13 protein-coding genes are annotated in these 12,140 nt (G+C 47.5%); 4 read left to right on the forward strand and 9 right to left on the reverse strand.

What is annotated here, in order from left to right; genetic code table 11:
• Positions 1-55: 55 nt before the first annotated feature.
• The 7 genes from LMJ53_RS04410 to LMJ53_RS04440 form a co-directional block, all read right to left on the reverse strand.
• A complete protein-coding gene (locus LMJ53_RS04410) occupies positions 56-1,915 on the reverse strand; it encodes a DUF885 domain-containing protein (RefSeq protein ID WP_229584977.1) in 1,860 nt (619 codons plus the stop codon).
• 24 nt (positions 1,916-1,939) lie between these two features.
• A complete protein-coding gene (hemW, locus tag LMJ53_RS04415; RefSeq protein WP_229584978.1) occupies positions 1,940-3,082 on the reverse strand; it encodes a radical SAM family heme chaperone HemW in 1,143 nt (380 codons plus the stop codon).
• Positions 3,079-3,693, reverse strand: a complete 615-nt coding sequence (gene rdgB / locus LMJ53_RS04420) for an RdgB/HAM1 family non-canonical purine NTP pyrophosphatase (protein ID WP_229584979.1) — start codon at positions 3,691-3,693, stop codon at positions 3,079-3,081. The genes hemW and rdgB overlap by 4 nt, the downstream gene beginning before the upstream one ends.
• A gap of 9 nt (positions 3,694-3,702) precedes the next feature.
• On the reverse strand, positions 3,703-4,143 hold the full coding sequence (locus LMJ53_RS04425) for a DUF4426 domain-containing protein (protein ID WP_226749860.1): 441 nt from the start codon (positions 4,141-4,143) through the stop codon (positions 3,703-3,705).
• Positions 4,144-4,215: 72 nt separating this feature from the next.
• Complete coding sequence (locus LMJ53_RS04430) at positions 4,216-4,755, reverse strand: YggT family protein (RefSeq protein WP_229584980.1); 540 nt, start codon at positions 4,753-4,755, stop codon at positions 4,216-4,218.
• Positions 4,756-4,773: 18 nt separating this feature from the next.
• A complete protein-coding gene (gene proC, locus LMJ53_RS04435) occupies positions 4,774-5,598 on the reverse strand; it encodes a pyrroline-5-carboxylate reductase (RefSeq protein WP_229584981.1) in 825 nt (274 codons plus the stop codon).
• On the reverse strand, positions 5,582-6,283 hold the full coding sequence (locus LMJ53_RS04440) for a YggS family pyridoxal phosphate-dependent enzyme (protein ID WP_229584982.1): 702 nt from the start codon (positions 6,281-6,283) through the stop codon (positions 5,582-5,584). The genes proC and LMJ53_RS04440 overlap by 17 nt, the downstream gene beginning before the upstream one ends.
• Before the next feature lie 27 nt (positions 6,284-6,310).
• Here LMJ53_RS04440 and LMJ53_RS04445 point away from each other — a divergent pair, with 27 nt between their 5' ends.
• Genes LMJ53_RS04445 through LMJ53_RS04455 form a run of 3 tightly spaced genes read left to right on the forward strand, consistent with a single transcriptional unit; the run spans position 6,311 to position 8,924 of the window.
• On the forward strand, positions 6,311-7,354 hold the full coding sequence (locus LMJ53_RS04445; protein ID WP_229584983.1) for a type IV pilus twitching motility protein PilT: 1,044 nt from the start codon (positions 6,311-6,313) through the stop codon (positions 7,352-7,354).
• A 12-nt stretch (positions 7,355-7,366) separates the two neighbouring features.
• Positions 7,367-8,485, forward strand: coding sequence for a PilT/PilU family type 4a pilus ATPase (locus LMJ53_RS04450; protein ID WP_229584984.1), 1,119 nt, complete (start codon positions 7,367-7,369; stop codon positions 8,483-8,485).
• A gap of 13 nt (positions 8,486-8,498) precedes the next feature.
• A complete protein-coding gene (locus LMJ53_RS04455; protein WP_229584985.1) occupies positions 8,499-8,924 on the forward strand; it encodes an HPP family protein in 426 nt (141 codons plus the stop codon).
• A 41-nt stretch (positions 8,925-8,965) separates the two neighbouring features.
• On the opposite strand, the gene LMJ53_RS04460 is transcribed toward LMJ53_RS04455, so the two are convergent.
• On the reverse strand, positions 8,966-9,670 hold the full coding sequence (locus LMJ53_RS04460) for a lytic transglycosylase domain-containing protein (RefSeq protein ID WP_229584986.1): 705 nt from the start codon (positions 9,668-9,670) through the stop codon (positions 8,966-8,968).
• An 18-nt stretch (positions 9,671-9,688) separates the two neighbouring features.
• The gene (locus tag LMJ53_RS04465; RefSeq protein WP_229584987.1) at positions 9,689-10,966 is read right to left on the reverse strand and encodes a DUF3422 domain-containing protein; all 1,278 of its coding nucleotides are present in this window, start codon (positions 10,964-10,966) and stop codon (positions 9,689-9,691) included.
• A gap of 285 nt (positions 10,967-11,251) precedes the next feature.
• Between LMJ53_RS04465 and LMJ53_RS04470 the strand changes: the two genes are divergently transcribed.
• Positions 11,252-12,115: an EamA family transporter gene (locus LMJ53_RS04470; protein ID WP_229584988.1), complete on the forward strand. Its 864-nt coding sequence runs from the start codon at positions 11,252-11,254 to the stop codon at positions 12,113-12,115.
• Positions 12,116-12,140 lie beyond the last annotated feature (25 nt).

A 12,140-nucleotide genomic window follows, 5' to 3' on the forward strand; every position in this document is an offset into this window, starting at 1 on the left:
TAATCCTGCCCAACACGGCAAGACGTGTTGGGCAGTGGGGTCCAGAGGGTTGGCCTTAACTGGCGTTTGACGTGCTGCGCTCGCGGATATAGTCGTTAACTAATTGCTCAAGCACATCCAACGGCACGGCACCATTAGCCAGAACCACTTGATGGAACTCACGAATATCAAACTGCTCGCCCAATTGCTCTTTCGCGTGCTGGCGTAATTCTAGCAGTTTCATCATGCCGACTTTATAAGCGGTGGCTTGACCTGGCATCACAATATAACGTTCGATAGCTTTGATCGCATCGTTTTCGGGGTTCGGTGTGTTATCCATCAAATACTGGATGGCTTGTTCGCGTGTCCAGCCTTTAGCATGAATACCGGTATCAACCACTAACCGCGCTGCGCGCCATAACTCCATCGCTAAGCGGCCAAAATCTGAATAGGGATCTTGATAGAGCCCAATTTCTTTTGGCACCAGTTCAGAGTATAGACCCCAACCTTCAATATAGGCAGTGAAGCCACCAAAACGGCGAAATTTAGGAATACCTTCCAGCTCTTGCGCTATCGCCAATTGCATATGGTGCCCCGGAATGCCCTCGTGATAGGCCAGCGCTTCCATCTGATAAATGGGCATACTGCTCATTTGATACAAGTTGGCGTAATAGATACCTGGGCGCGAGCCGTCCATTGATGGCCGCTGATAAAAGGCTTTACCGGCACTGGCTTCGCGAAACGGCTCAACCGCTTTGACAATCATCGGCGCTTTCGGCTGCACGATAAACAGCTCATCTAGCCGGGTGCGCATATTATCGATAAGCGCGGTGGCTTCGGCTAAATAAGCGGCTTTCCCCTCTGCGGTTTCAGGGTAATAGAATTGCGGCGCTTCGCGCATAAACACAAAAAACTCGGCTAAGTTACCCGCAAAACCGACTTGCTGCATGATGGCCTGCATTTCTTTATGAATGCGAGCGACATCATCTAAGCCTAACTGATGGATGGTGGCGGCATCCATATCGGTGGTGGTCATACGGTTTAAACGATTTTGATAAAACGCCGCGCCTTTTTCAAAACGCCACACCCCATCATCGGTACCGGCTAATTTTTCTAGCTCGCCAAGATAACTGATTAACTGCTGATAAGCCGGGCCAACGCTGGTTAAAAGCGCGACCTTCGCTTCATCTAACAGCAGTTTTTGTTCTGCAGCTGGCAAATTTAACGCGGTGACCTTGCTGGTAAAGTCGCTTAGAAGGGTGCTATCACCTTCCTCAGTAAAAGGGGCGCCTTGTAACAAGTTTTCGCTAGCGCTTTTTAAATGCGGAAAAACAAACTTTGGCACAATAATGCCCACATCAGCGCGCTGTTTTAATTGCTCTTTTAACTGCTCGAATAATTTGGGTACGGCATTTAACCGAGCGATATAGGCTTTTGCATCGCTGATATCACTGATTTTATGCTGGTTAATTAATACCGAAGGCACTTGTGAGTGCACGCCATACATCTGATTAACCGGGTAGCTGTATAAACGCCACTCTGCATCGGTCAGCATATCTTGTAATTGCTGCTGCATTAACTGATAACTCAGGCGGGTTTGTGCATCTAATTCAGCCGGGTCGATGGTGGCTAACAATAAAAGATGTTGACGCGTTTGCGCTAAATCTGCGGCGAAGGCACTGTCGCTCAGATCTTGCCACTTATCATAATCATCTTTGATGCCCAAGCTGGTTTGTAAAATTGGGCTACGCTGCACACGTTCATTAAAAATGCGTTCAAAGAGTTGATTGGCGCGCTCATTCACATCCACTTGCTGCTGTTGCGAAGCGGGCTCGCTGACATTCGTCTCAGCGGGTTTTGGGCCGCAACCGCTAACTAAGGCGGCAGATAACAGCAGTGGCAATAAGGCCAGAGTATATTTAGGTTTTTTCTGCATTGTGCTTCCTTTATCTTGTCGCATCTAAATAAATAGGGTCAGTAAATCGTTTAGGTAACGTGCCCCTAAAGGCGTGATTTGCCAATGACCCGGAATTTCGCGCAGCAAACCTTTGTTAATGGCGGTGGTGATTGGCTGCGTGATATAGCTTAAGGGTAAGCCAGTAAAGGCCGTAAAGTCGGCCATCGGACAAGGCTCAAGCAAGCGAAAGCGATTCATAAAAAATTCGAAGGGGCGATCCTCCGGCTCCACTTGCTGGCGCTCATCCAGATAGCTACGGCTTAAATCCATATAGCCTTTCGGATGTTTTACTTTAACCGTACGCAAAATACTGTTGCGGCTGGGTAAGGTAATCTTGCCATGTGCACCACAACCAATACCAAGATAATCGCCATAGCGCCAGTAATTCAAGTTATGTTGACACTGATGACCTGTTTTACTGTAGGCCGAGGTTTCATATTGCTGATAACCCGCCGCGCTTAATAAAGCCAGACCCTGTTGCTGAATATCCCAAAGGATATCGTCATCAGGTAAGGTCGGGGGTTTTGAAGCAAAAGCGGTATTCGGTTCAATGGTCAGCTGATACCAAGATAAATGCGGTGGTTGTAATGCAATGGCTTGGGCTAAATCATCTAACGCAGCAGCGACGGTTTGCCCCGGCAGGCCATGCATTAAATCCAGGTTATAACTTTTCAGCGGTAAGGTTGCGGCTAGCTTAGCCGCGCGACACGCTTCATCGGCGTTATGAATACGCCCCAGCGCGCTTAATTGCGCTGCTTGAAACGTTTGTACACCAATCGAGAAGCGCGTAACACCCGCCGCGACATAACCGGCGAAACGTTCCGCTTCAAAAGTCCCAGGATTAGCTTCCATCGTCACTTCAAGTTCGGGTTGCGCGGGCATACGGCTTAACACACCGTCGAGGATCTGCTTGATGCCGTCAGCACTAAACACGCTCGGTGTGCCACCACCAATAAAAATACTGTGCAAAGGGCGTTGCCGAACTAGGTGTAGATCTTCATCTAAGTCATTGAGTAAATGCGCAATATATTCTTGTTCAGGAATGCCTTGTTTTACTGCATGCGAATTAAAGTCGCAGTAGGGACATTTTTGAATACACCAAGGAATATGGATATACAGTGCTAAAGGCGGTAATTGCAAACTCAAGATGCCGCCTTATTGCTTTGCGCTAATGACATTAGTTTTACCAGTTGCTGTAAGGCCTGCGCTCGATGACTCCGCTGCTTTTTTTGCTCAGCGCTCAGCTCTGCTGCGGTTTTATTTAAGTCGGCCAGATAAAAAATGGGATCATAACCAAAGCCACCTTCACCGCGAGCAGCTAAGGCAATTTCACCTTGCCACTGACCGTGACAGACCAGTGGCGTTGGATCGGCTGCATGGCTTAAATACACCAACACACAATGAAAGGTTGCTTGACGTTGCGCTGGCGGGACATCAACTAAAGCGCTGAGTAATTTCTCACAGTTTTGCTGATCGCTCGCCCCCTGACCGGCATAACGCGCCGAGTATATACCCGGTGCGCCGGCTAAGGCCGCGACGGCTAAGCCGGAGTCATCGGCGATGGCCGGTAGGCCGGTAATGGCGGCAGCATGCCGGGCTTTTAAAATGGCGTTTTCAATAAAGGTTAAACCGGTTTCGTCAGCATCGCTCACGCCCAAGCTACTTTGCGTGACCACGTCTAACGAAAAAGGGGCGAGCATTGCGGCTAACTCTGCCACCTTGCCTTTATTTCCGGTCGCCAATACCACTTTGTTCATGCCTAAGCCTTATTCTGTATAAAGTTTTTGTTCGAAATTCAGTTGCTGACGGGTATTACCTTGGCGAATGTCGAGGCTAAAACGAAACTGCTCTTCATTACGAAACGGCATGACAGCGATATAATAAATGGCTGCACCGTCTTTAATTTCACGAAAGGTTAAACTGCGCTGTTGCCCTAATAAATTTCGGGCTATGCCGCTAATAATCACGGCTTGTGCTTGCTGAGTTTGCGTATCCAGTACCGAAATATTAATGATCGCGTTGTTTTTATTGCGGCTTAGATTAGCGGCTCTGGCCACTTCTGGTGTCAGAAACGTCGAGTTAAAAGCAATATAGTGAATATCCCAATCGCCTAACTGTTTTTTTTGTTCCGCTTGTAATGTACCTGCAAACAAAAAACTGCTTAGCATAAGCAGATACAGTAAGTAATGCGTTGTGCGTTGTTGCATCTTGATAACTCCGCTTTTGGTGAGAAATGCGCCGCCGTTAGGCGGCCTTAAAAAACCGTTCGAGTACCGAGCTTATAAACCGCGGAACCAGCCCGCGAACAGCAACTCAATAAATTTTAGCGCGACTAGGGCGATCAACACCGATAAATCTAAGCCGCCCATCGGCGGTAAGATGCGACGGATCGGCGAGAGCATCGGCTCGGTTAATTGTTGAAACACTTGTTCCATCGGGTTACGGCCTTGGCTGACCCAGCTCATAATGGCGCGAATTAATAAGATCCAGAAAATTAAGCTGAGGATCTCTTTCATTAACAGCAAGCCACCTAAAATAAAGCTTGGCCCAATTTGTAACGACACAGAAAATAATAACTGCAACACAATAAACTTGGTTGTTGCGAGTAAATAAGCGATTAATAAGGTGGCGGTGTCGAGTTTACCCATACTGGGGATCACCCGGCGCAGAGGCAGTACAACGGGGTTGGTGGCTTTTACCACAAACTGGCTAAACGGATTGTAAAAATCGGCTCTAACCAACTGTAACCAAAAGCGAATTAACATCAGCATAATGGCGAGTGTAAAAGCGGTATGCACTAAAAACTGTATTGCTTCCATTTGAGCTTCTCCGCTAACTTAAATACTTTTGGCCATGGCTTCGGCCCGATCTATAGCCGCTTGCATGGCTTTTGCCACCATCTCTTCTAAACCTTCATTCGCAAAGGTGCTGACCGCTTCGTGCGTAGTACCGCCTTTCGACGTTACTTGGGCGCGCAGTTGTGCAAAACTTAAATCACTTTGTAGCGCCATTGTTGCGGCCCCCAAGGCGGTTTGTGCCACCATGGCTTTTGCTTGTTCGGCACTAAACCCCAATTGTTCGGCTTTTTGTTGCATCGATTGCATAAAGTAAAAAAAGTAAGCCGGTGAGCTGCCGGTTACGGCAATAATATGATTAATTTCGTGTTCTTCATTTAACCATACTGTCATGCCGGTGCCTTGAAACATATGATCAACAAAGGCTTTTTCATAGTTTGAACAACGGCTTGGGAACAAGCCGGTAACACCGAGTGCGACTAACGAGGGTGTATTAGGCATAGCGCGAACTAACTTAATGTTGCCTAACCAATTTTCATAATGTGCTACCGGTAAACCGGCGGCCAACGTTACGAACATTTTGTCCTGACACTGCGGAGCTTGCTCAAGCAGGGCGCTGCAAACGTCTTGCATCATTTGCGGTTTTACTGCCAGCACGATAACGTCTGCCCAGTCGGCCGCGGCCGCATTATCTAAGGTGGTGGCAATACCGTAATCTTTTGCCAGCTCGGTTAATTTTGGTTGGCTACGATTAGCCGCCATAATATTCTCTGCTGGATAGCCAGCTTTAACCATGGCGGCGATAACACAGCGCGCCATATTGCCAGCGCCTATAAACGCCACCCGATTGTCATTCATGTTTTTCATAATTCCTTGCGCCAAAAATTGCGGTGCCTAATCTTATCATAGTTGCACCGTATGGTAGAGCCAGTGGCCAGTCATTCGACATACCCATGGATAATTCAGTCGCCGCCGGATAAAGCGCTTGTAGCTGCTTGGATAACGCCTGCATCGCCGCAAAGTCGGCTTTAACTTTGTGCTCATCGCCAGGTGCTGGAATAGCCATTAAACCTCGTAAAGTGATGCGAGGTAACGCATTCACATCGGCCGCCAGTGCCAGCATCTCTGTGGCCGCAATACCAGATTTACTGGCCTCATCGCTGATATTGATTTGCAATAACACCTGTAAATCGGCGGCATCAGCGGGCCGTTGCTCGCTAAGGCGCTGCGCAATTTTCAAACGATCGATGCTATGCACCCAGCTGGCATACTGCGCAATAATCCGCGTCTTATTAGACTGAATGGGGCCGATGAAATGCCATTGCAAGTCTGGTAAATGTGCCAGCGCTTCAGCCTTGGTGGCCAGTTCTTGTGGATAATTCTCTCCAAACAGGCGTTGACCCGCTTCGTAGGCGGCCAGTACGGCTGTATCAGGTTGCGTTTTACTCACGGCGATTAATTGCACAGGCTGACGCGATTCAGGCAATTGTTCACAATTTTTCGCTAGCTTCTGATAGGCGAGGGCAAGTTGTTCTGCTATGTTATTCATCATAAATAAGTAAATTGGAGTTTCCTAAACGTGGATATTACCGAATTATTAGCTTTTAGTGTTGAACATAAAGCCTCAGACTTACACCTTTCTGCGGGTGTACCGCCGTTAATCCGTGTCGATGGCGATGTACGCAAGCTCAATATTCCGCCGTTAACGCACAAAGAAGTGCATGCGTTAGTGTATGAGATTATGACCGATAAGCAACGTAAGGAATACGAAGAGCGGTTAGAATCGGATTTTTCGTTCGAAGTGCCTAACCTTGCTCGCTTTCGGGTTAACGCCTTTGTACAAAACCGCGGTGCGGCTGCGGTATTTCGAACCATCCCCAGTGACGTATTAACCTTGGATGATCTGGGCGCACCGGATATCTTTAAATCGATATCAGAAAACCCACGTGGTTTAGTGCTAGTGACGGGGCCCACTGGTTCGGGGAAAAGTACCACCTTGGCGGCGATGATCGATTACATCAACACCACGCGCTTTGATCACATCTTAACCATTGAAGATCCCATTGAATTTGTGCACAGCAATAAATTTAGTTTGATCAACCAACGTGAAGTACATCGTGATACGCACAGTTTTAGTAATGCGTTACGCTCAGCCTTGCGTGAAGATCCGGATGTGATTCTGGTGGGTGAATTACGTGACTTAGAAACCATTCGTTTAGCCATGACCGCCGCCGAAACCGGTCACTTGGTGTTTGGTACCTTGCACACCACCTCCGCGCCGAAAACCATTGACCGGATCATCGATGTGTTCCCAGGCGAAGAGAAAGCCATGATGCGCTCGATGTTATCGGAGTCTTTGCGAGCGGTTATTTCACAAACCTTATTGAAAAAGGTCGGTGGTGGTCGTATTGCTGCGCACGAAATTATGGTCGGTTTACCGGCTATCCGAAACTTGATCCGCGAAGATAAAATTGCTCAGATGTATTCCGTCATTCAAACCGGGGCGGCACATGGTATGCAAACGATGGATCAATGTCTGATTAACTTGGTAAACCGTGGTTTAGTGACGCAAAAAGATGCGGCAGCTAAGGCGCAAGATAAAAATACCTTTAGCAGAATGTAGTCGAGGTTTTATATGCAGCTGGTTGATTATCAGAAAAAAATGGTTGAGTTAAAAGCCTCGGATTTATTTATTACCGCAGGTATGCCGGTGGCGGCAAAAATTAACGGCGAATTACAGCCGATTGATGATCAACGCTTATCAGAAGTCGATTCGTTAAATTTAGTGTTGTCGGCGATGAGTGAGAAACAGCAGCACGAGTTCAATACCACCAAAGAATGTAACTTTGCGATTGCCAATGATGCGGGGCGTTTCCGTGTTTCCGCCTTTTGGCAGCGTGACAAAGCCGGTATGGTGATGCGGCGTATCGTGACCACCATTCCTAATGTTGACGATCTGGGTTTACCACCGATTTTAAAAGAAATCGTCATGTCCAAACGCGGCTTAGTGCTGTTTGTGGGGGGAACCGGTACCGGTAAGTCGACGTCTTTGGCGGCGTTAATTGGTTATCGAAACAAAAACTCGAAAGGGCATATTCTGACTATTGAAGATCCCATCGAGTTTGTGCACGAGCATGGCCGCAGTATGATTACCCAGCGTGAAGTCGGCTTGGATACTGAAACCTTTGACTCAGCATTAAAAAGCTCATTACGCCAAGCTCCTGATGTGATTTTGATTGGTGAAATTCGCTCACAAGACACCATGGAGTTTGCACTGTCTTTCGCCGAAACCGGGCACTTATGTATTGCCACTTTGCACGCGAACAATGCCAACCAAGCGATTGACCGTATTATGCACCTCGTACCAAAGGAGATGCACAGTAAGCTGTTATTTGACTTATCATTGAACTTACGCGGTATTGTGGCGCAGCAATTAATTCCTACCTCCGACGGTCAGGGGCGTGTTGCCGCCATCGAAGTGTTACTCAATTCTCCGTTTATTGCCGATTTAATCAGTAAAGGACAAATTGCTGAGATTAAAACGGTGATGGCGAAGTCACGCGAGTTAGGCATGCAAACCTTTGACCAAGCCCTGTATGACTTGTACAAGGCCGAAGTGATCAGCTATACCGATGCGATACACCATGCCGATTCTCCGAATGACTTACGTTTAATGATTAAACTGCGTAACAATGAAGTGAAAGGGTCGGGTTTCTTATCCGGAGTCACCCTAGACAGCATGGATAAAGAATAGGCGCCAACACATTATGGGTTTAAGTTCGATCATGACCCCTCGCAGCAAACTGGTTACCACCCAAGGTGATGCCAGTTTAGCTTCGCTGCGTAACGTATTTAATCAGTCGCATTTTCAGCATGTGCCGGTTGTCGATAGCAGCGATAAAGTGGTGGGTATTGTCTCAGTAAAAGATTATTTTAAAGAGGTCAGCCCGCTTATCGACTCGGCTAGCGAAACAACGCTAGGCTTGTTTATGCGTACGCGTAAGGTGCATCAAGTGATGGTGTCGCCGGTGATCACCGTGCCGCTGGATACCAGCATTCGAGTTATCGCTACTATGTTAGTTGAACATAATATCAGTTGTATTTTAGTTACCGACAATCAACAGCATCTGCTGGGGTTGTTATCGTGGAAGGATATAATGAAAGCCGCTTTGTTAGCCAAACCTAAAAGCTAAGAATCTTTGGCTTAACATGACTTTTATGCTGTACGCCAAATTTAATCTGCGGCGTAACGGCGGCGTAAAATCTGCACCCGCTCAATATACGCCTGAGTTTCTGCGAAAGGTGGAATGCCATTATAACGTTTTACGTTGCCTGGCCCCGCGTTATACGCGGCTAACGCTAAGGTCAGATCGCCCTGATAGTCTTTTAACAGCTGCCCTAAATATTGACTGCCAGCACGAATGTTTTGTTCGGGCTCATGGCCATTTAAGACCTGAAATTGCTGCATCGTGGCGGGCATCAGTTGCATGAGCCCCATGGCCCCTTTTGCAGAAATCGCATTGGGGTTAAATGCCGACTCGGCATGGATCACCGCCCGGATCAGTGCACTTTCTAGTTGATGCTCGGCCGCCGCTTGATTAATTAACCGGGCAAAACGTTGTTTAAATAACGGTGTTTTTTGCCAGTCTATACTGGAGTTAGGGGCACAAGCAAAGCAATCAAAGCGCAATAATTCAAAAGCTTGGCCAACAGGGCGTTGATCTGAAAATCGTGCGCTGCCATCGGGCAGCACGGTTTTATAAACTAATACCTTGGGCGTATTAGCGCTGCTGGCAGTCGGTTGCGGTAAAGGCGCACTATTAGGCGATAGTTTAATCGTCGTTTTCGGCTCGGTGATACGGTCTGTTGCCGCGAGCAGGGCGCTAAAGATTAAACAAAAACTACTTACGCCTAATGTGGCCCATCGCACGCTTTGCATTACCGGAGATCCTTGCTGTCAGGTTTGGCGTTTAACGCGGTGGGCTAACCATTTTAATACTACCGCGACCATTAAAATGATAACGGGAACGCTAATGCTTTGCCAGAGCGCTATCGGTAATTCTGGTAGCCAATAGCTTAATGAGCGCAATAACTTATCGGCTAATTGCACCGCATAATAGCTAATCGCCACTAATGACAAGCCTTCAACCATTTGTTGCAGCTTTAGTTGCAGTTTTGCTTTTTGTTCCATCGAAAGCAGCAATTGCTGATTTTGCTGGGCTAATTTTAAACTCATCCGGGTGCGTAGTAGCTCAGTTGAACGGCCTAAGCGGTTTGACAAGCTATTTTGCCGCAGTTGCACCGATGCGCTGGTTCGATAAGCCGGGGTTAAACGTCGTTCGGTAAAATCCTGTAGCGATAGCTTATCGTCAATACTGGTTTCATCTAAGGCTTTTAGTCGATCTAAGGTTAATTGATAATAAGCGGCGGTGGCTTCTAATCGAGAACTGTTTTCGGCAATTAAGCGCTCTGTACCTGCCGCGAGCTGGCTGATCTGATCCAGTAACTGTTCATCATTATCGCGTTCTTGTTCAATACGTTGAGTCAGTGAAGCTAAATTTTGCTCTAAGCTATTGAGTTGCTGCAAACTTTGCCGTGAGACCGGCCAACCGAGTAGCGATAATTTTCGATAATTTCCTAAATCAAATAATTGCTGCACTAAACGGCCTAATGCCGCGGCAGAGAGCCCTTGATCCAGCAGCAGCATGCGGCCGGCACCTTCAGCATGTTTTTGAAAATCTGTCCATATTTTGGCTTTGCCTGCAGCTAATAAGCTGTTTATACAATTCTCGGCATTGAACAAGCGCGCCACTTGTTGTGCCGCTAAGGGCTGTTTAGCATCAATGATGGTCAGTTGCACAATACGAAAAATTTGCCCTGGGATGTGATCAAACCAGTCACGTGAGGGCAAAAAATCTAAAGGATCATCAAACCATGGCTTTTCGGCGTCAGCACGAATAAATGTATAACTGGAAAACTCACCATGCCGCTCCCAGCGCAGCCATTGGCCATAAAGTGATAAGGTAAGATCTTGTGCCGCTTCGGTTAATTGGCTGCCTTGCTGTGCAGCCAATTGCTGCATACATTGAAACTCTAAGGCGCGTGACGCGGGGGCTAAGGTCAGCATAAAATGACACAGTCGACAGGGGGCCGTTAACGGCGGGAAAGTGCGCTGTTGTAATTCTTTATCCAATAAATCGCGAAGAGGATGACTGCGACGGGATAGATTTTCCATAATTCACCTCATGGTTGCAGGCCTAGGTTGTTCACTCAGGCGTAAGGTCGAAACACTATTGCTGCAGGTTGTATGCCAGTGCGAAGCGTCACAATTTGCGAGTGTAAGATGCTGAAATGAATAAAGTTTGAAAATTACATCCGGCTCAGGCCGCTAAAACTGCTAAAATTTGTGCTTGAAATGAAAGCAGTTGCCTAGTTTCAGTGCAAATAATGTGTAAAACAGGCCATCAGGGCGATTGGCTTCGCATACCATACCTATTCCATTGCGCATTCGGAGAACAATGTGCCGTTTAACAAAACTTTTTTCTTAGCGATTGCCAGTGTGGTGATGGCGATGTTGACGATCCAATCCGGTGCGTCTTTAGCCAAGCAATTATTTCCTTTAATTGGCCCTACCGGTACCACCGGTCTGCGTATCGGTTTTTCTGCTTTAATGTTGTGGTTAGTGTTTCGACCTTGGCGACATTTACCCGTCGGTCGTAATTGGCGAGCTGTTTTTATCTATGGCGTCTGTTTGGGTGGCATGAACTTATTATTCTATTTAGCCATAGCGCGCATTCCACTGGGTATAGGTGTGGCGTTAGAGTTCACCGGCCCACTGGCTGTGGCGTTATTTTCTTCAAGAAAACGCAGTGATCTACTGTGGGTTGCACTGACCATCGCGGGGATAGTATTGCTGTTACCCGATATGCGCTCGGTCGATGCCTTAGATCCCGTCGGTGTTGCGCTGGCGCTGGGTGCGGGGGCTTGTTGGGCGGGTTATATCTTATTTGGGCAACGTGCTGGCAGCTTAGCCTCAGGGGGGGTAACGGTTGCCTTAGGGATGGCGGTGGCCGCGAGCTTTTTGTTGCCGCTGGGCCTCTTTTCTGCTGGGCAGAGTTTACTCAGTTGGCAGGTGATCCCATTAGCGATTGGCGTTGCAGCGTTATCCAGTGCCATACCCTATAGTTTAGAAATGGTGGCATTAAAAAAACTACCCGCGCAAACCTTTAGTGTTTTGATGAGCTTAGAACCGGCTATTGCGGCTTTAGCGGGTTTCTTGTTTTTAGCCGAATTACTCAGCTTAACGCAATGGCTCGCTATTTTATTAGTGATCAGTGCTTCGTTAGGCAGCACCTTAAGCAGTAAATCTGCTGCAGCGAGCTAAGTTGGGTTTTTAAACCCTTAAAATC

This window comes from Rheinheimera sp. UJ51, from assembly GCF_020819615.1.
Taxonomy (GTDB): domain Bacteria; phylum Pseudomonadota; class Gammaproteobacteria; order Enterobacterales; family Alteromonadaceae; genus Alishewanella; species Alishewanella maricola.

What these genes read in the sequence shown, in the direction of transcription:
- LMJ53_RS04410 (WP_229584977.1), bottom strand. Translation starts at nt 1,915, where the DNA reads ATGCAGAAAAAACCTAAATATACTCTGGCCTTATTGCCACTGCTGTTA.
- rdgB (WP_229584979.1), bottom strand. Translation starts at nt 3,693, where the DNA reads ATGAACAAAGTGGTATTGGCGACCGGAAATAAAGGCAAGGTGGCAGAG.
- LMJ53_RS04425 (WP_226749860.1), bottom strand. Translation starts at nt 4,143, where the DNA reads ATGCAACAACGCACAACGCATTACTTACTGTATCTGCTTATGCTAAGC.
- LMJ53_RS04430 (WP_229584980.1), bottom strand. Translation starts at nt 4,755, where the DNA reads ATGGAAGCAATACAGTTTTTAGTGCATACCGCTTTTACACTCGCCATT.
- proC (WP_229584981.1), bottom strand. Translation starts at nt 5,598, where the DNA reads ATGAAAAACATGAATGACAATCGGGTGGCGTTTATAGGCGCTGGCAAT.
- LMJ53_RS04440 (WP_229584982.1), bottom strand. Translation starts at nt 6,283, where the DNA reads ATGATGAATAACATAGCAGAACAACTTGCCCTCGCCTATCAGAAGCTA.
- LMJ53_RS04450 (WP_229584984.1), top strand. Translation starts at nt 7,367, where the DNA reads ATGCAGCTGGTTGATTATCAGAAAAAAATGGTTGAGTTAAAAGCCTCG.
- LMJ53_RS04455 (WP_229584985.1), top strand. Translation starts at nt 8,499, where the DNA reads ATGGGTTTAAGTTCGATCATGACCCCTCGCAGCAAACTGGTTACCACC.
- LMJ53_RS04460 (WP_229584986.1), bottom strand. Translation starts at nt 9,670, where the DNA reads ATGCAAAGCGTGCGATGGGCCACATTAGGCGTAAGTAGTTTTTGTTTA.
- LMJ53_RS04465 (WP_229584987.1), bottom strand. Translation starts at nt 10,966, where the DNA reads ATGGAAAATCTATCCCGTCGCAGTCATCCTCTTCGCGATTTATTGGAT.